General features: G+C 42.0%; 15 protein-coding genes and 1 other annotated feature (1 of these 16 cut by a window edge). Of the genes, 14 read left to right on the forward strand and 1 reads right to left on the reverse strand.

The window, feature by feature from the left end; translation table 11 throughout:
• The first annotated feature begins 163 nt into the window (after positions 1-163).
• The 11 genes from spoIVA (at position 164) to DWX57_RS03065 (ending at position 13939) form a co-directional block, all read left to right on the forward strand.
• On the forward strand, positions 164-1630 hold the full coding sequence (gene spoIVA / locus DWX57_RS03015; RefSeq protein WP_120123015.1) for a stage IV sporulation protein A: 1467 nt from the start codon (positions 164-166) through the stop codon (positions 1628-1630).
• A 122-nt stretch (positions 1631-1752) separates the two neighbouring features.
• Entirely contained in the window at positions 1753-2511 is a 759-nt protein-coding gene (locus tag DWX57_RS03020) for a segregation and condensation protein A (RefSeq protein ID WP_022216424.1), read from the forward strand.
• Positions 2512-2524: 13 nt separating this feature from the next.
• Positions 2525-3199, forward strand: a complete 675-nt coding sequence (scpB, locus tag DWX57_RS03025; RefSeq protein WP_015534975.1) for an SMC-Scp complex subunit ScpB — start codon at positions 2525-2527, stop codon at positions 3197-3199.
• 101 nt (positions 3200-3300) lie between these two features.
• Positions 3301-4488 (forward strand): D-alanyl-D-alanine carboxypeptidase family protein, encoded by a 1188-nt coding sequence (locus DWX57_RS03030; RefSeq protein ID WP_055144391.1) that lies wholly within the window; start codon positions 3301-3303, stop codon positions 4486-4488.
• Positions 4489-4554: 66 nt separating this feature from the next.
• Complete coding sequence (locus DWX57_RS03035; protein ID WP_165852751.1) at positions 4555-5466, forward strand: dipicolinate synthase subunit DpsA; 912 nt, start codon at positions 4555-4557, stop codon at positions 5464-5466.
• Positions 5467-5513: 47 nt separating this feature from the next.
• The gene (locus DWX57_RS03040) at positions 5514-6095 is read left to right on the forward strand and encodes a dipicolinate synthase subunit B (protein ID WP_118757737.1); all 582 of its coding nucleotides are present in this window, start codon (positions 5514-5516) and stop codon (positions 6093-6095) included.
• 200 nt (positions 6096-6295) lie between these two features.
• On the forward strand, positions 6296-6496 hold the full coding sequence (locus tag DWX57_RS03045) for a type II toxin-antitoxin system Y4mF family antitoxin (protein WP_015534972.1): 201 nt from the start codon (positions 6296-6298) through the stop codon (positions 6494-6496).
• Complete coding sequence (locus tag DWX57_RS03050) at positions 6496-6831, forward strand: HipA N-terminal domain-containing protein (RefSeq protein WP_082418041.1); 336 nt, start codon at positions 6496-6498, stop codon at positions 6829-6831. The genes DWX57_RS03045 and DWX57_RS03050 overlap by 1 nt, the downstream gene beginning before the upstream one ends.
• Entirely contained in the window at positions 6828-7778 is a 951-nt protein-coding gene (locus DWX57_RS03055; RefSeq protein WP_118016545.1) for a HipA domain-containing protein, read from the forward strand. The genes DWX57_RS03050 and DWX57_RS03055 overlap by 4 nt, the downstream gene beginning before the upstream one ends.
• Before the next feature lie 163 nt (positions 7779-7941).
• Positions 7942-8595 (forward strand): TetR/AcrR family transcriptional regulator, encoded by a 654-nt coding sequence (locus DWX57_RS03060; RefSeq protein WP_120123016.1) that lies wholly within the window; start codon positions 7942-7944, stop codon positions 8593-8595.
• 28 nt (positions 8596-8623) lie between these two features.
• Positions 8624-13939: a GLUG motif-containing protein gene (locus DWX57_RS03065; protein WP_120123017.1), complete on the forward strand. Its 5316-nt coding sequence runs from the start codon at positions 8624-8626 to the stop codon at positions 13937-13939.
• A gap of 106 nt (positions 13940-14045) precedes the next feature.
• On the opposite strand, the gene asnB is transcribed toward DWX57_RS03065, so the two are convergent.
• Positions 14046-15902: an asparagine synthase (glutamine-hydrolyzing) gene (asnB, locus tag DWX57_RS03070; RefSeq protein ID WP_120123018.1), complete on the reverse strand. Its 1857-nt coding sequence runs from the start codon at positions 15900-15902 to the stop codon at positions 14046-14048.
• 172 nt (positions 15903-16074) lie between these two features.
• On the opposite strand from asnB, the gene DWX57_RS03075 reads away from it, so the two are divergent.
• The 3 genes from DWX57_RS03075 to DWX57_RS14345 all read left to right on the forward strand — a co-directional run bounded on the left by DWX57_RS03075 (position 16075) and on the right by DWX57_RS14345 (position 19822).
• The gene (locus DWX57_RS03075; protein WP_117548936.1) at positions 16075-16908 is read left to right on the forward strand and encodes an Rpn family recombination-promoting nuclease/putative transposase; all 834 of its coding nucleotides are present in this window, start codon (positions 16075-16077) and stop codon (positions 16906-16908) included.
• A gap of 211 nt (positions 16909-17119) precedes the next feature.
• Positions 17120-18496 (forward strand): MATE family efflux transporter, encoded by a 1377-nt coding sequence (locus tag DWX57_RS03080; protein WP_120123019.1) that lies wholly within the window; start codon positions 17120-17122, stop codon positions 18494-18496.
• A gap of 15 nt (positions 18497-18511) precedes the next feature.
• Entirely contained in the window at positions 18512-19822 is a 1311-nt protein-coding gene (locus DWX57_RS14345) for a GNAT family N-acetyltransferase (RefSeq protein ID WP_243106155.1), read from the forward strand.
• 74 nt (positions 19823-19896) lie between these two features.
• Positions 19897-19934: a binding site (T-box leader), on the forward strand (it continues 251 nt past the right edge of the window).

Consider the following 19934-nt stretch of genomic DNA (forward strand, 5'->3'; position numbering starts at 1 on the left):
GACATGTCCCCCGGGAATATCACCTTATATGGTGGTATTCTGGGGGATTTTTTTGTTCATAAAACAGCAGTTACATTCATATGCTATATATAGAAAATGACCGTAGATCTATTGTGTTTACAGTAATATAATTATGTAAATAAATAGCATGTCAGGAGGATGTATGGAGGAGTATCAGGTATATCAGGATATCAAGGCGAGAACAAACGGAGAAATATACATCGGCGTAGTCGGTCCGGTGAGAACAGGAAAATCAACATTCATAAAAAGATTTATGAACCAGATGGTTATTCCTAACATTTCAGGGGAAAATGACAGGCAGCTTGCACAGGATGAACTGCCGCAGTCGGCATCAGGAAAGACCATAATGACGACTGAGCCGAAATTTATACCAAAGGAAGCTGTATCAATCAATGTTGCTGACAATCTGGATATGAAGGTAAAGATGATCGATTGCGTGGGATATGTCGTCAAGGATGCCGAGGGTCAGTTTGAGGATGGCAAGGAGAGAATGGTGAGAACGCCGTGGTTTGACTATGACATTCCGTTTTCCAAGGCGGCGGAGATAGGCACAAACAAGGTTATAAATAACCATTCAACTGTTGGGATTGTTGTGACCACGGATGGCAGCTTTGGTGAGCTTCCGAGGGAGAGCTATCTTGAAGCTGAGCAGAAGACTGTTGATGAGCTGAAGACCATTGGGAAGCCATTTGTCATTCTTCTCAACACCGACAAACCATCCAGCAGTCAGACGGCCGCGCTCTCGGCAGAAATGAGCGATACATATGGTGCAAGTGTTATTCCAGTAAACGTGGAGCAGCTCAGAGAATCGGATATTACATATATTTTTACAGAACTTCTTATGAGCTTCCCTGTCACATCTATATATTTTGAGATACCGAAATGGCTTGAGGTTGTCGATGATGACAATGAGATCAAGAGCAGCGTTATATGTGATGCAGCCCAGATAATGGCGGCTGCAGACAGCCTGAGGGATATCGATCATATGGACTACCCTGAGAACGAATATGTCAAGAGGTATAAGTGTTCCAGCATAAATATGGCGGATGGATGTGTGAATATAGACGTCGATATCTACGATAATTATTATTACGCAATGCTGTCAGATATGATGGGCGCAGATATAACAAACGAGTACGATTTTATCACTGAGCTCAAATCCATGGCAGATAATCGTAAGTATTGTGTGAGTGTCATGGGAGCGCTTGAGCAGGTGAACAATGGAGGTTATGGCCTCGTTATGCCGGATAAGTCGAATGTCCAGCTCGGAAGTCCTGAGGTTATAAAGACCGGAGGAAAATTTGGAGTGAAGATATCGGCAAGCGCGCCATCGGTACATATGATCAAGGCGAATATCACCACCGAGATCATGCCTCTTGTGGGAAGCAAGGAGCAGGCGGATGATCTTGTCACATACATATCTGACAACAGCAATAATGGAGATATGTGGGGAGTTAATATATTTGGCAAGACCATAGAACAACTCGTTGACGATGGACTTAACAACAAGGTCAGCAAGATAGGTGCGGAGAGTCAGCAGAAGCTTCAGAATACCATGGAGAAGATCGTAAATGACGGAAATGGCGGAATGGTGTGCATAATAATATAAGATTGCATATTTATGGCAGGCTATGTTAAAATGTCTAAGGTGTTCTGGTGGATGCCTTAGACATTTGATTGTCCGGGCATGGAACATTATGGTGGTTATCAATTCAGGATGGAGACGTACATATGTCTGCGATAGATGTAAAGCTTAATGTATTTGAGGGCCCACTGGATCTTCTTTTGCATTTGATAGAGAAAAACAAAGTCAATATATACGATATTCCGATCGTCACTATCACAGAGCAGTATCTGGAATATGTGAACAACATGGAGGAAGAAGATCTTGACGTCATGAGCGAATTTCTGGTCATGGCGGCGACTCTGATCAAGATCAAGTCCAAGATGCTCCTGCCGAAGGATGAGGAGGATCCTGAGGATGAAGAGGATCCTAGAGAAGAGCTCGTCAGACGACTGCTTGAGTACAAGATGTACAAGTATGCTGCCGGTGAACTGAAGGATCTGGAGATTGAGGGAAACAAGGCATTTTTCAAGAAGGCGACCATACCGGCTGAGGTGAAGAATGTCAAGCAGGAGGTCGATCCTTATGAGTTGATCTCCAAGGCTGATGTGGATCTCCAGAAGCTCAATGAGATATTCAAATCGGTTATGCGTAAGCAGGTCGACAAGGTAGATCCGATACGAAGCAAATTCAAAGAGATCGAGAGGGAGGAGATTTCCCTTGAGGAGAAGATGGCGGAGGTAAGAGAAGAAGTCAGAGGACTGGAGGGCATAAACTTCAGGACACTGCTTGAGATGCAGGCATCAAAGATGAATATCATAGTCACATTCCTTGCCATACTTGAGCTTATGAAGATAGGCGCAATAGCGATCAGACAGGAAGATATATTCGGAGAGATAATCATTGATTCTCTGGATACTATATAGAGATGAGGTAACGATGAATAACGAAGATTTACAGAATGAGGAAATAGATGAAGTAAATACCCCTTCAGAAGAGAATGAGGAGGCCAGGACGGACAAGGAGTACAGTGACGATTATCTCACATCCGCCATCGAGGCTATACTTTTCTCAGTGGGTGAGTCTGTATCGATCGACAGACTTGCCTCAGCTCTTGAGATGGACAAGAGGAAGCTTACAAAGCAGCTTGAGGGTATCATATATAATTACAACAACAGCGACAGGGGTATCAGGATCATAGATCTTGACGGTTCGCTTCAGCTCTGTACGCGCAACGAATACTATGGAATTCTCGCCAAGGTTGTCAATACACCGAAGAAGCTTTCCCTCACGGACGTTGTTCTTGAGACTTTGTCTATAATTGCATACAAACAGCCGATAACAAGGCCCGAGATCGAGGCTATAAGAGGAGTTTCATGTGTACATGCCATAAACAAGCTCATAGAGTACAATCTCGTGCAAGAGGTTGGAAGACTTGATGCTCCTGGACGACCTATCATGTTTGGAACAACAGAGGAATTCCTCAGATGCTTTGGAGTGTCATCGACAAATGATCTTCCGATGATAAGCCCTGATAAGATAGAGGACTTCAAGAAAGAAGCGCTGGAGGAAGCAGATTTCACGCTCAGTGTAGATACGACATCCGAAGAATAACAGACATGTTCCTGTAATATAATATCATGACCAATATTATGAGGATATGACGGTATATGCATATGTTTTCTACAGGAAAAAGATCACGCATAAGGCGGTTTATGTTGCTTGTTGCAGCCTGGACTGCAGCAAGTCTGGTAATACAGTTTCTCGTTGGTAACAATATATTTATAAAAGCGTATGCTGAGGAAGACAATACAGCGGATGTACAGCTATTTGCCAGAAATGCGATTCTGCTGGATGGGGAGACTGGAGATATACTATATGACAAATGTAGTGATGAGCACAGACCCAACGCCAGCACGACCAAGATACTTACATGTATACTTGCAATCGAGTGCGGGAATCTGGCGGATGATGTGACAGCTTCATCCTATGCATCCAAGATGCCTGAGGTCAGACTTGGGGTTCGTGACGGCGAGAAGTACACACTTGAAGACATGTTGTACGCCATGATGCTCGAGAGCTACAACGACGCCGCTGTAGTCATAGCGGAACATATCGGTGGCAGTGTACAGCACTTTGCGGAGATGATGAACGCAAAGGCTGAGGAGATAGGCTGCCATTCTACATATTTTATCACGCCAAATGGTCTGGATGCCCAGGACGAAAATGGCGTCCATGGCACCTCTGCGGAGGATCTTGTCAGGATCATGAGGTATTGTATTCTTATTTCACCCCAAAAGGATGAATTTCTGAAGATTACCCGAACAAAATCATACACATTCACTGATAATACCGGAAATAGAACATTTGCATGCATTAATCACAATGCATTTCTCGATATGATGCCATGCGCATTGTCAGGAAAGACCGGCTTTACCTGCGATGCTGGATATTGCTATATAGGAGCTGCGGAGGTTGAGGGACATACATATATATGGGCTCTCCTTGGCTGCGGATGGCCGAATAATAAGACTTATAAATGGAAAGATTCCAGGGCACTTGTGGCATTTGCGCAGGAACACACCATATACACGGAGCTTAAGGCGCCTGCTTCGCCTGACATCAGGATAACATATTCATCGGGCTCGTCGGCAGATGGAAGCACAGCGACAAAATGCAGGCTGAACAGGACTGTGACAGCATCTGAAGGTAGTATACAGTATGTATACAAAGTCGCGGATACATTAAAGGCACCTGTGCATAAAGGCGCTGTGGCCGGTTCGCTTGAAGTGTACCTGGACGATGAACTTATAGATGTTGAGAATGTTATTGTGTCCGAGGAGATAGCAGATGTGACATTTAAGGATGAGATAATAAAAGTTTTATATCGTGCTGCAATGTAACATTTGCCTGGCACAGGCATATCCTAAATTATCAATAATATAAGGGCGGTGCACTGAGGTATGGATATGGATTGTGTATACTACGTGGTAGGCGGTGACAGGAGAAGCTGCTATATGTCTCTCAGTCTGGCGGAGAAAGGCAGTAATGTGTTTCATTTCGATCCATATGATGCCGATCTGCTGAGACATTCGCCGGTCACCATTATTTCGGGGGCTTCAGGAGTGGGCTTTCGCAGACTGATAGAGGGCGAATGTGCGTCTCCATCTGTAGAAATGCTGAAAGCTATCATTCTTCCTGTGCCTGTTACGAGGGATGGTGAATTTGTCAACGGCAGAACCCTTCTCACCGTGAACAGCATTCTGGAATGCAGCAAGGAATTTGACATTGTGTTTGGAGGCGGGATAGGCAAATATATGTCTGATACAAACGAAAATAGTCCTTATGTATTTGATTTTCTTGCAGATGATGTTGTGGCCGAGAGAAATGCAGTTGCAACCGCGGAGGGGGCAGTCTGCGATGCGGAGGAGCTGTCTGATATTAATATAGACGGAAGCGTATGTCTGGTGACGGGATTTGGCAAATGTGCCAGGGTTCTTGCCGAAAGGCTTGCATCCTGGGGAGCAGATGTAATAGTTATGGCAAGACGTCCAAAGCAGAGGAGTGATGCGGCGCTCATAGGCTACAAGGTTATGTCATTTGAGGATATTCCGATATATAGGCATATACTGTCAGAAGTGGATTTTTGCTTCAATACAGTACCTGCGAGAGTTGTATGTGAAGATATCCTGTCTCTGCTCAGCAGACATGCGGTTGTAATAGATATAGCATCTATGCCGGGAGGGGTGGATTTTGATTATTGCAAGGAACATGATATTCCTTATAAACACAGCCTGGGAATCCCGGGTAAGCTGTCTCCAAAGACCTCGGGGATGATTCTTGCCGATGCAGTGGTAGAGGCAGTGTCGGCTCACCGCTGAAATGGATTTGTATGAACTGACGCTTAATAAATAGGAGTGTATATAACATGGATTTATCAAAGTGCAATGTAGGTATGGCTATAACCGGTTCATTTTGTACCTTTGATAAGATTAAGATAGAAATAAAGAAAATGGTTGAGATGGGAATAAATGTGTATCCGATATTCTCGCCTCACTCCGCAGAGTACGACACAAGATTTGGAAAAGCTGACAAATTCGTAAATGACGTTGAGACGATAGCAGGGCGAAAGGGTATTTACACTATACAGGAGGCTGAGCCTATAGGTCCCAAGGCCTATCTTGATGCGCTGGTCATAGCACCTTGTACCGGAAACACCATCGCCAAGCTGACAAATGGCATAACTGACACCGCGGTTCTCATGGCTGCAAAGGCACATCTGAGGAACAATAAGCCACTCATCATATCTGTTTCGACAAATGATGCCATGGGTATGAACTTCAAGAACATCGGCCAGCTCATGAATATGAAAAATATTTATTTTGTTCCATTTGAACAGGATAACTGTGTGAAAAAACCCAATTCACTCATAAGCAGACTTGATCTCATCCCAGCCACCATAGAGGAGGCTCTTGAGGGAAGGCAGATACAGCCGGTTCTCATAAAGTAGTTTTACTGCACCCGATAGGGTATAAGTTTGTTGCTTATTGCGGCTATTATACCCCATCGGGTGTAGTTTTGCTTTGTATAATATTTTTTATACCCGTTATGGTATAAAAAATATTATATTTGATTGAAATTATACCTTATCGGGTGTAATATATAAGGAGAATAGCGTATAAGAAGAATCACGTATAAGAGGTAATAACGATGAATAAGATAGCTGAATTTATAAAGACTAACAGAAAAGAAGCGGGTCTTACACAGGAAGAATTTGCAATAAGATCAGGCCTTGGACTCAGATTTGTCCGTGAACTTGAACAGGGGAAAGAAACTGTGCGTATGGACAAGGTCAATGAAGCTCTTGCAATGTTCGGCATGGAGGCGGTTCCAGGGAGAAAGGATGATTGATGGTGGATAATACTTTTAGAACGGCTTATGTATATATAAGAAATGAATTTGCGGGAATTTTATGTGAGACCGACGAGGGATATACATTTTCTTACGATGAAGAATATCTTGAGAGAGAAAATGCCAGTGCTGTATCACTTACCATGCCATTGTCGAAGGACATGTATCGATCCAAGACTTTATTTTCTTTTTTTGATGGACTAATCCCCGAGGGCTGGCTGCTTGATGTTGTCAGCAGAAACTGGAAAATAGATGTAAGGGACAGGTTTGGATTGCTGCTTGTTGCATGCCGCGATGCGATAGGCAATGTAAGTGTCATGGAGGATCGCGTATGAATTGTTTGTGCTGTGGAAAAACTTTGAAAAATGACGACGGAACAGGTTGGCATAAAGCTTGTGTGAAGAGATTTTTTACGACGACTAAGCTGCCAGATATAGATATAGATGATCAGAAACTAAAAGTTCTTGCAGAGGAAAGTATAAACAAGGGTTATACGGTCCCGGGTGTGCAGAAGAAACTGTCGTTACACCTGCTTTCTGAACCAGGTAATCCAAGACTTACATTGGTAAACTACCCAACAGGATATATACTTAAACCTCAGGTTGATCAGTTTAAAGCGATGCCTGAAGCGGAGCAACTTGTGATGTCTATGGCTGATATGATAGGAATTTCAACGGTGCCGCATGCGTTGATCAAAGGAAATGGGCAGATGGCATATATTACTAAAAGAGTGGATAGGATATTCGAGAAAACAACTGTTGAAATGCTTGCAATGGAAGATTTCTGTCAGTTGGACTATCGTCTTACACAGGACAAATATAAAGGTTCATACGAGCGATGCGCAAAGATCATAGAAAAATATTCAAGTCGTGTAGGTCTGGATATGGCAGAATTCTATATGAGAATTGTATTTTCTTTCGTGACTGGCAATTCCGATATGCATTTGAAGAATTTTTCGCTTATTGAAACAGAGGTGGGAAGCGGAGATTATGTTCTCTCACCAGCCTATGATCTGCTGCCGGTAAATGTTATCATGCCTGAGGATACAGAGCAATTGGCGATACCGATGAATGGGAAAAAGAGAAATGTGAGAAGAAAAGATTTCCTTATATTTGCTGATGTATGTGGTTTAAGTCGGATATCAGCGGAGAAGATGATAAGTTTGGTAGTTAAAAATAAGGACAAAATGAAAAAGATTTGTGACGAATCTTATATACCTGAAAAAATGAAATCAGACTTCAATCATTTGATTGAGGAAAGAATGCTGATTTTGTCAGATTGATAAAAATTTAATATAATACGAAGTCCCAGTAGTTACTTACTATCGAAATGTGATTCGAAATGTGACTTCTGGGATTTTTGTTGACTGACATAAGATAGTCCTGTAGAATATTTATTGTGAGACATGGAGTATCACAATATAACTTTGGAGTGTAAAGTAATATATGAGAGATCCGGAAAAACTAAAAGAGGAAATGGATGAGCGCAATAGAAAGATCCTTGACGTTGCATTTGAGCTGTTCGTAGACAAGAAGATAGAGGCGGTGAGCATGGGAGATATCGCAAGGGCTGCCGACGTGGGAAGGGCTACATTGTTCAGGTACTATCCAAGTAAGCTTGAGCTGGTCATAGCAGTATGTGCTGATCAGTGGAAGAGATATCTGGATGGTCTGGACGCGAGAAGACCTATATCGTCTGTACATGACATACCAGCCATAGACAGACTGAGATTTACCATGGACAGTTACATAGACATGTATCAGAACCACAAGGCGTTGCTGAAGTACAACGATAACTTCAACTACTATGTAACCCATGAGGGCAAGAACAATGATCAGCTTGTAGATTTTCACAGTTCACTGTATTCGGTGGATACAAGACTTCACATGATGTACGAGAAAGCGAGGGTGGACAAAACTATCCGGACAGACATACCGGAAGCAGAATTCATGCGTGTCACCGTCCACTCCATGATGACGGCCTGCGCTCATTATGCGGAGGGCTTCATATGGGGATCGGACGACAACAAGGACTACACGGACGAGCTTATAATGATCAAGGAAATGATACTTGATTATGCAACAAAAGGGATAAAGTAACAGGGTTAAATAGAAGCGGAGGAATGATATGAGAAAGGGATTAATATTTAAGAAGGGAATTATAATTGCGCTTGCTGCCGCGGTGTTTACGTCGCCTGCGCCGGTGATGGGTGTAAGTGACTGGGGAGTGATGACTGCTAAGGCAGAGGAGACTACAACGGAAAAAATACCCGAATATTTATTGATGGGCTCAACACGTCTTATTGATAATGGGGAATTTCAAGATGATGAAGTTTCTGGTAATGATGACACGATATATCAGGGAACTAATTGGTACTATGACATCACGAGGAATCAGCTTGTACTGGAAAATGCGTCTATTTCTGGAAACATTACGATTCAGAACGGTGATCTTTCGATTATGTTATCCGGAACAAATACTATGAGATCAGATATGGTGATTCAAAGTATTTTAACAGAAAGCGGAATTGTGCCTACATTAGAAATAAATGGTAACAATCAGAATGAAAGTCTAAGTTGTGGAAAAATCAGTGCAGATGACTTAGGCTCAAATAATAATAATATAAAAATTATAGGAGCAACGCTGGAGACTTCCCAAATTGAATGTAGCGGCAGCTTAACGATTGAAAATAGCCATGTGGTAGCAAATGAGGAGGATCATTCAAACGTAATTAGTGGTGATAAAATTAATATAGTAGACAGTTATGTTGAAGCGAAAGCAACAACAGAACGATACGAAGGTGAGGTAATTAGATCAAATCAACAAATTAATGTATCAGGAAGCCAGATCGTGGTTAGCCGTGCTTTAGCCTGTCAAGAACCTGTATTAAGTGATTGTGACTTCAGCAACTCTGTCATCACAAAGCAATGGAACGACATTGATACCGGTGATGATGTAACGAAAACATATGTATATGGTAAAGCCGCTTTAAAAGAAGATTTAACGATTGCAAGTGGAGAAAGCATAGAATTTGAGAGTAGTGCAAGTATCGCCAATCTGGACAAGCTTATTGTTAAAGATGGAGCCACAATTCTGATAGATGGAGCTGAACACAAACATAATACAAACGGTAATATTACATATATTTGGCAAGATGACAAAGAACATACAAAAGGAGTAGCATGCAAAGACTGTCCGATCGGATATGTGACTAAAGAAACGAAATCACACAATTATAATTCGCAGGGATTTTGTACAGATTGCGACGCGTACCAGCCGGCGGTGCTCACAACAGACAAGTATGATACTAATGAGGACGGGACAAAGGATGCGGTTTACGAGATCAGTAATGCGGGTCAGCTTTACTGGTTTGCCGGGCTTGTAAATGGTACACTTTTAGGTGTAGAGCAGAATGTATCAGCGAATGCAGTCCTGACCGCGGACATTGTTGTGAATAAAAATGTTCTGAAGTCGGATGGAACCTTGAACGAGGGAACATTTAAGGAATGGACACCTATTACAGGTTCTTCCAATAGTACATATAGCGGTATATTTGACGGACAAAACCACACCATCAGTGGATTGTATTTCAATCAAGAGGATAGTTATGATGTAGGATTGTTCGGTCGTAACAATGGTAAGATTGCCAATGCAGGTATTTTGGATTCTTATTTCTATGGTACCAGCAAGGTAGGAGGCGTGTGTGGAAATAATTATACCGGAACTATCTCAAACTGTTATAATACCGGCAGCGTTAGTGGTATAGGAACAGCAGGAGGCGTGAGTGGATATAATTATACCGGAAGCATCACAAACTGTTATAATACCGGAAACGTCAGTGGTAGTAGCGGTTTTGTAGGAGGCGTGAGCGGATATAATAGTAAAGGAACTATCATAAACAGTTATAATGCCGGCAGCGTCAGTGGCTTAGAATATGTAGGAGGCGTGAGCGGAATTAATTATACCGGAAGCATCACAGACTGCTATAATATCGGTAGCGTCAGTGGTAGCGAAGGTAATGTGGGAGGTGTGAACGGATATAATGACGGAGGAACCATCACAAATAGTTATAATGCCGGTAGCGTCAGTGGTACAGAACGTTATGTAGGAGGCGTGAGCGGATATAATGACGGAGGAACTATCACAAACTGCTATAATGTCGGTAGTGTTGGTGGTAGTGGATATGTAGGAGGCGTGAACGGATGGAATAAAGGAATTATCACAAACTGTTATAATACCGGTAGTGTCAGTGGTACAGGGGTTAATGTAGGAGGTGTGATCGGACGTAATGAATCCAATGCAAGCATTACAAACTGTTATTACGACAGCACTATTTATACTGGAAATGCGATAGGCGCGAATGACGGAACCACTGAAAAGGTTGAAGGTAAAACGACAGAGCAATTCAAAACAGGTGAAGTTACATATCTCCTGCAGAACGGTCAGTCAGAAGAAATCTGGGGACAGACCATCGGAACAGACACCTATCCTGTATTACATGGTCCGAAGGTATATAAGAGCATAACTTATATGGGCTGTAACGATTCATCTGACGTTGCCTCGGTGTCATACAGCAATGAGAAAAAGGATGTATTTGGCAAACATAACTTCGAGGGTGGCATATGCAGATACTGCGGTGAGAAACTTGCAGCGACAGTCACAAAAGGTGATGAGACTATATCCTGTGTTTCACTGCCAGAAGCAATAAGTTATGCCGAAAACATGCCGGACAGTGTTGTCACCGTTATGGAAGATACAAATACAGCTCTTGATATAAACAATCCCGATTCTGATTTTACTATAGACATAAATGGACATAAGACAGATGATATTGATGTAAAAAACGGAAAAATAACGATAATTGATTCTAAGACGGGAGGAGACGTAAAAGGTCATTTAGATATAAAAAAAGATTCAACAGTAACAATTGGTAATGTAAAAATTTCGGGAACGATACATACTATGGGTCAATTGATACTAAATGGTGGAGATATAAACAAGATAATTCTAGCTGATGAAACAATAAAATTATACTTTAACAACAGTGATATAAAAATCAATGACGGAATATATTTGTATGGAATATACGGAGAAAAAATAATTATAAATGCAGAGCCTCATAATGTTATTCCGATTGTTCTGGATGGAATAGGTGTACAACAAGGTGCTGCATATGCTGTAGCAGGTGATGGCATTGCGTTAAAGTCAGATTGGTTCAACGCATCATCAGATGATTCTATAATTGATCTGTCAACAAGTATAGAAGATAATAAGCTTAGAATTGGAGCATTGCTGAACGATAAAGTATATGCAGAGTTAGATGAAAATAAAAACATCATCTACTCCGGAAGTGAGTTAAAACCATCTGTAAAGGTATATTATAATTGGGACAATATGTTTTCTGTACAGCTAAAAGAAGGCTCAGATTATAATGTAACGTATTCCGACAATATCAACGCCGGCACAGCGACTGCGATTGTAACAGGAATCGGTGCTTACTCAGGAACAAAGAACGTGACATTTACCATCGAGCCAAAGAAGATCAGCAGTCCAACATTTGACGGACTTAAGCCTGAGTACACATACACAGGACAGAAGGTAGAGCCTGAGTTTGCTCTTATGGACGGTGATACAGTCATTCCTTCAAGCGAATATGAAGTATCTTACAGTGACAACACAGAAGTTGGAACAGCAACAATAACCATCACGGACGCCACGGACGGAAATTACGATATAAACTGCAAGGCTGAATTCGATATAGTTAAAGCTGATCCGGTTATAAGTGAACTTCCGGTGGCAGATCCGATAAGCTACGATCCACACAAAACCTTAAATGAAGCAAGCGTTTCGGGCGGAGCCGTAATCGGGGTTTCAGGAGAAAGTATAACCGGAACATGGAGCTGGGCTGACGATTCTGCAGTTCCTGCGGTTGATGTAACAGACTATGATGTAGTATTTACCCCGGATGACCAGAAACACTACAATTCGATCAGGGGAACTATTCAGGTAAATGTCTTAAAGGCCAATGTAAACATAGCTGATCTGCCGACAGCAAGTGCAATAACATACGGCGACAGCCTTGCAAAGTCTGTTTTATACGGAGGAACAGCATATTTTGACGGTATTAACAAGGTTGAGATATTTGGAACATTTGCATGGAAGGATGATTCTCTAAAGCCGTTTGTATCTGACAGTGACAAGACGCTGTATACCGTTGTATTTACGCCGGCTGACAGTGTGAATTACAACACAGCAGAAATTGAGATCACGGTAAATGTGAGCAAGGCTGCAATGCCGAATCTGCTGTTAAGTGTAGATAATACACATAAGACAGTCGGAAGTATAGCACTTCCGGGGGGCTGGACATGGCTTGATGCGGATACATCGACTGCGATAAAGGCAGGCGGATCAGTGGAGGCAACCGCTGTATACGTTGGCGATGACAAGGAAAATTATGACAGCACAGAGCTGAAGATAACCATCTACAGAGCGGCATGTTCAGAGGGGAAGACAGTAAAGTATACACTAAAAGGAGAGAAGGCTCCGACCTGTACAAAGTCTGGTACTGGACATACAGAGTGTTCAATCTGCGGTGATGTCATGAGCACAGGTGTGTATGTAAAGGAACTTGGACATAAGTGGAATTCCGGCAGGGTGACAAGGAAACCTACATACACGGCGACAGGTGTGAAGACATTCACATGTACCGTGTGCAAAGCAACTAAAATTGGAAGTATTGCCAAACTTGCAACAACTGATATAAGTAAAAAGACAAGCAAGATCACTGTTTCCGGAATAGAGAACAAGATCTATAATGGAAAGGTACATACCCAGAAGTCTCTTGTTGTCAAGGCTGGTGCAAAGACACTTAGACTGAACAAGGATTACACTGTAACCTACAGCAAGAACAAAGCGGTTGGCAAGGCAAGCGTGACTATATGTGGTAAGAATGCATATTCAGGAAAGATAACAAAGACATTTGCCATAGTAAAGGCTGCTAAGGGAAAGACATATACAGTTGGAAAGTTCAGGTACACAATAACCGGAGCAAAGGCAGACGGCACAGGAACAGTTGCAATTGCCGGAACAACGTACTCAAGGTCAGATAAAAGATTTGCATCACTGACCATCGCAGACACTGTAGTTATAGGTGATGTAAGGTTTAAGATAACATCTGTAAGCGCAAATGCATTCAGCAGATACACTGCTCTTAAGAATGTCACTATCGGCAACAATGTGACAAGCATAGGGGCAAACGCATTTTTATCATGCAAAAACCTTAAGAAGATGACGATAAAGTCAGCTAAGCTCAAGAGCGTTGGCGCAAAAGCCTTCAGTGGAACATACAGCAAAATTACATTTGCAGTACCTAGGAATAAGGCCACAGCATACAAGAAACTGATAAAGAAGGGCAGTCCTTCTGCGAAAGCAATCTATAAATAACAAATATATAAATTGCCTGTAAAAACAAGACTTTCAGAACTCTTGTACATGCAGCGTATTCGCCATTTTCGATACGCCGCATGTATACAGAAGTCTGGAAGTCTTTTTATATGTCAAGGACAATAGCATATTTTCTCAGCCAGTGATCAATCTGAAGAAGATATGCCATCATCTGAGGTCCTGCCATGAGCTGACCGAACCACGGCCTGCCGTAATCCTTTGGCGCGTTTATGAAGTTTTTCACATATTCTCTGTCGATGAGAGGCAGAAGAGGACTTTCCGGATCATTTAGCACGCAGAGAAGCCTCTTTGCAAGCTCCTGCTCATAATGAGGGTCATATGACTTTGGATAAGGGCTTTTCTTTCTGTACATGATCTCGTGCGGAACATAATCCTTCATGGCCTCTCTGAGAAGCTTTTTCTCACAGCCTTCGGAATATTTGTACTCCCATGGAACATTGAACACATAATCAAGTATTCGTGGATCTGCAAATGGAACTCTCGCCTCAAGTCCGCTTGCCATGCTTGTTCTGTCCATTCGGTCAAGCAATGTCTGCATGAACATCCTGATATTCAGATAAGATATCTGCCTGCGCCGCTTTTCTGTATCGGATTCCCCCGGAAGAAGATTGATCTCGGATAAGAGATAATTGTACAGAGATGACACATATCCCGGTATATCAAGACTATCTCTGATGTCCGGCGACAGTACTGAGAGCCTTGGCGACAGATCCTTCATCCATGGGAATGTATCAGATGAAAGCAGTTCTTCTCTGTAGAACCATGGGTATCCTCCAAATATCTCATCCGCGCATTCTCCGGTCAATACTACTTTGTATTCATTTGCCACAAGTGAGCAGAAGTAGAGAAGGGAAGAATCCACATCCGCCATGGTCGGCATATCCCTTGATTCCACGGAAGTATACAGATAGTCTGCAAGATCACTGTAATTGCAGGTGAGATATGTGTGGTCTGAATCTATATGCGAGACCATCATGTCGACATATGGACGATCCTGCTCCGGCTGGAATGCATTTGACTTGAAATATTTGGAATTATCTTTGAAATCAAATGAAAAAGTGTGCAGCTTTTTTCCCTGCTCCCTGAGTTTTGCAGCGCATACGCTGCTGACTATTGACGAGTCGATCCCGCCTGAGAGAAAAGTACAAATAGGTACATCTGATACGATCTGTTTTTCTATACTGTCCTTAACAAGATATCGAACTTTTTCCACCGTGTCTTCGTAGCTGTCCGTGTGTGGTGTGCTTGTGATACGGTAATATGTGAAATCTGTCATGCCGTATGCTGAGAATTTCATAAAATGTCCCGGTTTCACTTCATCTATGTTCTTGAACACACCACAGCCGGGAGTTTTGGACGGACCGATTCCAAACACTTCACACAGTCCATTTGCATCTATGACAGGTCGTATGCCCGGATAGCATAGTATCCCTTTTATCTCCGATGCAAATACCAGAGTCCTGTCGTCTGTCACTGAGTAATACAGTGGCTTGACACCGAAGTGGTCTCTGTACAGATATATTGTCTGGATATGCTCATCATATATTGCAAATGCAAATATACCGTTCAATCTATGTACAAAGTCCGGGCCATAATGCAGAAAGCAGTTGAGTATAACCTCTGTATCCGATGTTGTGTCAAATGTATATCCAAGGGCTAGCAGCTCCGATTTCAGTTCCTTTGTGTTGTAGATCTCACCGTTGTACACTATGTATACAGCATTTTCTCCGATTGTCTTTTTCATGGGTTGTTCGCCTCTTGCCACGTCACGTATGGACAGTCTGGTGTGAGCAAGCCCACAGTGGGATGACAGCACTGTATTCTGTGCATCCGGACCTCTGTGAGCAAGCGCATTATTCATGTCGTTCAATATGTATGAGTATCGTTCATGTTCGGTATTGAAATCCCTGCTGGAGTTATAGAATCCTGCGATGGAACACATATATTTACCTCTTTTTGTGGTATCTATATATTATATTGGGGAGTTGATTTTATAGAACTTTTAGATGATATGCGGTTGTAGTATGATTAAATAAAAGTTATAATCTAAACAAGATTTTTATATGAAGGACTGACATTGCGCTTGGAGAGGCACATACAGGAGGACATATAAAATGACGATATTTAAAGATAAGACTATAACGGACAATTTTATTTTTGGCGCTGTAATGCAGAATCCGAAATTGTGTAAAGCACTGCTGGAATGCATTTTAAACATAAAAATACGGGAGATAAAATATCCAGAGCTTGAAAAGACGATAAGCAAAGGCGTAGGCTCAAAAAGTGTTCGACTTGATGTGTATATTGAAGATGAATTCGACACAATATACAACATTGAGATGCAGACAACAAATAAGAAAAATCTTCCTAAAAGGATGAGATATTATCAAGGTATAATAGATATCAATATCATCGACAAGGGCGAAGATTATAACAAGTTAAAGAAGAGTTATGTAATATTTATATGTGATTATGATGAATTTGGCATGGGTCGTCATATCTATACTTTTGAGAATACGTGCATTCAGGAACCTGCACTTAAGCTTAATGATGATACTGTAAAAATTATACTTAATACAAAAGGCACTATGGATGATGTGAGCGATGAAGTAAAAGAGCTTCTCCACTATATTGGTGGAGATAAACCATCAAGCACTCTAACAAAATTGCTTGATGAAGAGGTTAATAATGTTAAAAGCAATAAGAAATGGAGGCGCGAATTTATGACATTGTTGATGAGAGATAACGAAAATAAGCTGTTGGGCAAATATATGCATCTGATTGATCAGGTAAAGAAGCTAGATGTAAAAGATGCCGAGATTGCTGCTAAAATACTGGGAATCAAAGAACAGCAAATATATGAGATAAAAGATTACATAGCAGAACATCCTGAGATGGACGAGGATGATCTTGCTGAACATATAGCATATTGGCTTGATCTGGACTGATAATTTGTAGATAAATGTATTTAAAGCAAAGTGCATGAATCGGTTTTTCATGCACTTTATTTTGTTATATCACACCACAGGTGTAATGCAGAATAAAGCATGCGTTGATATAATTGAATATGCTGTCATGTTATGATTATTGCGACAATAGAGCTTGGAGTTTATAGAAATACATATCCATAAGAAACAATACAGAAAGAGGAAATCTATCGTGAAAAATACAATAATACAGACTAATAAAAAATACCTTCCGGGACTGTTAAATATTGCGGTTCCGATCATGCTTAGCAATCTGATATCTCAGCTCCAGATGCTTATAGACAGAATATTCTTAGGACATGTAAACAGCATGTACATGAGTGCACTTGGCAATGTGACTTCACCGATGTGGACCACCATGTCGTTTTGTTTCTCCATCGTGACAGGAGCGTCTATACTGATAAGCCAGAGCGTTGGTGCAGGAGATACCGAACACATAGAGGAATACTCCGGTGCCATGGTGAAATACAATAATATCATACCGATACTGTTATTTTTCTTCTGGACATTCTGCGCTGAATTTGTATTCAGACTCATGGGTGTGTCAGACGGCCTGATGCCGATGTGTCTTGATTATTCCAGGTATTATGCGCCCGTATTTCTTATAACAGGACTGGGCGGTGCATTCAGCGTCATACTCCAGACATCAAACTATACCAAACCACTTGTCGTATATGGAATATTAAGATCTGGTGTGAATATACTCCTTGACTGGGTTATGATATTTGGAAGATTTGGGTTTCCAGCCATGGGGATAAAGGGTGCAGCCATAGCGACGACAATAGCGGAGTACTCTGGACTTATATTTGCAGTGATATTCGTGGTATCAAGCAAGAAGCTTAACACTAAACCATCAATGAAATGGGTAGTAAAGGCACATATAAAGCCGTATCTTTTGTCGGCAAAGCTGGGAGTGAACACAGCTCTTGAGGATTTTGCGTGGAACCTCGGCAATCTGTTGCTTATAAGGATTCTCAACGCCATAAATGAGATGGCTGCCGGAATTTATTCCATCATATTCAGTGTTGAAGTCCTGGCGGTTGTCATCATTGGAGCGATAGGAAATGGTACAATGACACTAACCGGTGAGGCAAAAGGAAACAATGATCTGGGTAAATACAAGGGAGTATGTGTCTGTGCGTATGGCTTGTGCATAGTAGTTGGAATCATTACACTCGGTGTCTGTTTTGCGTTTCCGCAGCAGATCATATCACTTTTCACCAACGACAAGAGTATAATTGCATCGTGTGGGATATATCTGATCTTTATCAGTATCAATCTGTTCGCAAAATCAGCAAACATAGTTGTTGGCAATGCGATCAGGGGCAGTGGCAACACGATATGGATGCTCATAACACAGCTGTTTGGCACGGTGTGGGTGGTTTCTGTGGCGCTTTTGTTTGTGTTTGTCCTTAAGCTTGGAATAGCAGGCGTCTTTCTTGCAGTCATAGTGGACGAGATCGTTAGATCATTTATCAATCTCGGTAAATATCTGAGGATAGTGAAGAACTGGGAAAGCACAGACTGGGGGAAAGAAAGTCTTATATGAAAGGGGATATATGATTTGATTTTAGAAACTAAGAGATTGATATTACGTCACTGGCAGGAGAGTGACGCAGATATATTATTTGAATATGCAAGTGACCCTGATGTGGGACCTATAGCTGGCTGGCCTGTGCATGAGAGCAGGGAGTACAGCCTTGATGTGATACGGAATGTATTTAATGGGCCGGAGTGTTATGCTGTGTGTCTGAAGGACAGCGGTCTGGTTGTCGGTGCCATCGAATTACTGTTAAATGGAAGGACAGATATGACAGACCGCGATGACGAATGTGAACTTGGATACTGGATAGGAAAGCCTCACTGGTGCAACGAATACGCACCGGAGGCGGCTGGGAGGCTTATAGAACATGGATTCCTTGATTTGGGCATGAGAACGATATGGTGCGGTTACTACGATGGCAATTCCAAGTCACGCATAGTACAGGAAAAGCTCGGATTTGTGTTTCATCATACCTGTGATGAAGTGGATGTGCCTCTTTTGAATGAAGTCCGGATAGGACATACGAATATTCTGACGAGAAAACATTGGCTGTCTGGAAAGATGAAGAATGCACTGTATGATCAGCTGGCCAGGGATTATTGCTGTGATGCGGCCGATATATATTCCAGTGACAATATATTCTCTGAATACAGACAGATAGCAGGGCAGAGGCAGTTCAAAGGACAGGAAAAGTGCCCGCTCAAAATAGCTGTGGTAAATGGCAAGCTGTTATTTACCGGTCGTAGAGAGATTGTAGATGAATGCAGAAAACGCTATGAGAATGCATCTGGAAAATGGTTCATGGATATAGAGAATTTTCGTGAACTCGACAATATTCTTTCCAGATACGGATGCAAATTGAAATCTGCCCACCCATTTTACCTTCCGACGAAACTGAGCGAACAGGCAGCGAGAAAAGATAATACAGATAAAACCGTTGATTCGATGATAAAAGAAGATTTTAACCTTGTCAGGTATACTGGGGATGAAATCCTGCAATTCAAAGGAGATGACAGATGGGATGAAGCTTTCTGTTTTGATGATAACACACCTGATGTGCTGGCTGTGGCTGCTGTATCAGATGGTGAGATTATTGGTATGGCTGGCGCAAGCGCTGACAGTGACGACTTCTGGCAGATTGGTATAAATGTTGTTCAAGATGCTGAGGGAAGGCATGTGGGTACATCGTTGGTATCTGAACTGACCAAGGATATACTCAGATGTGGCAAAATTCCATATTATGGAACTGGCATGTCCCATATAGCCTCCCAGAGAGTTGCCGCTGCGGCAGGTTATGATGTGTTCTGGTTTGAACTGCTGGCGGGCAAGTAAAAGAATCGTTGACACATCTTCATGTTAATGATAAAATAATCACATCTAAGGGTCGTAAAACGACCGGGAAATAGTCAAATGCTATGACGAGGAGGAGTACATGCATCCCCCC

The sequence above is a fragment of the Coprococcus sp. AF19-8AC genome, assembly GCF_003603115.1.
In the GTDB taxonomy this organism is placed as follows: Bacteria; Bacillota; Clostridia; order Lachnospirales; family Lachnospiraceae; genus Coprococcus; species Coprococcus aceti.

Bases quoted from the DNA above. Each gene is read 5' to 3' on its own strand.
- DWX57_RS03040 (WP_118757737.1), top strand. From the start codon at position 5,514: ATGGATTTATCAAAGTGCAATGTAGGTATGGCTATAACCGGTTCATTT.
- DWX57_RS03060 (WP_120123016.1), top strand. From the start codon at position 7,942: ATGAGAGATCCGGAAAAACTAAAAGAGGAAATGGATGAGCGCAATAGA.
- DWX57_RS03030 (WP_055144391.1), top strand. From the start codon at position 3,301: ATGTTGCTTGTTGCAGCCTGGACTGCAGCAAGTCTGGTAATACAGTTT.
- DWX57_RS03045 (WP_015534972.1), top strand. From the start codon at position 6,296: ATGAATAAGATAGCTGAATTTATAAAGACTAACAGAAAAGAAGCGGGT.
- DWX57_RS03050 (WP_082418041.1), top strand. From the start codon at position 6,496: ATGGTGGATAATACTTTTAGAACGGCTTATGTATATATAAGAAATGAA.
- spoIVA (WP_120123015.1), top strand. From the start codon at position 164: ATGGAGGAGTATCAGGTATATCAGGATATCAAGGCGAGAACAAACGGA.
- DWX57_RS03075 (WP_117548936.1), top strand. From the start codon at position 16,075: ATGACGATATTTAAAGATAAGACTATAACGGACAATTTTATTTTTGGC.
- DWX57_RS03055 (WP_118016545.1), top strand. From the start codon at position 6,828: ATGAATTGTTTGTGCTGTGGAAAAACTTTGAAAAATGACGACGGAACA.
- scpB (WP_015534975.1), top strand. From the start codon at position 2,525: ATGAATAACGAAGATTTACAGAATGAGGAAATAGATGAAGTAAATACC.
- DWX57_RS03065 (WP_120123017.1), top strand. From the start codon at position 8,624: ATGAGAAAGGGATTAATATTTAAGAAGGGAATTATAATTGCGCTTGCT.
- DWX57_RS03020 (WP_022216424.1), top strand. From the start codon at position 1,753: ATGTCTGCGATAGATGTAAAGCTTAATGTATTTGAGGGCCCACTGGAT.
- asnB (WP_120123018.1), bottom strand. From the start codon at position 15,902: ATGTGTTCCATCGCAGGATTCTATAACTCCAGCAGGGATTTCAATACC.
- DWX57_RS03035 (WP_165852751.1), top strand. From the start codon at position 4,555: ATGGATTGTGTATACTACGTGGTAGGCGGTGACAGGAGAAGCTGCTAT.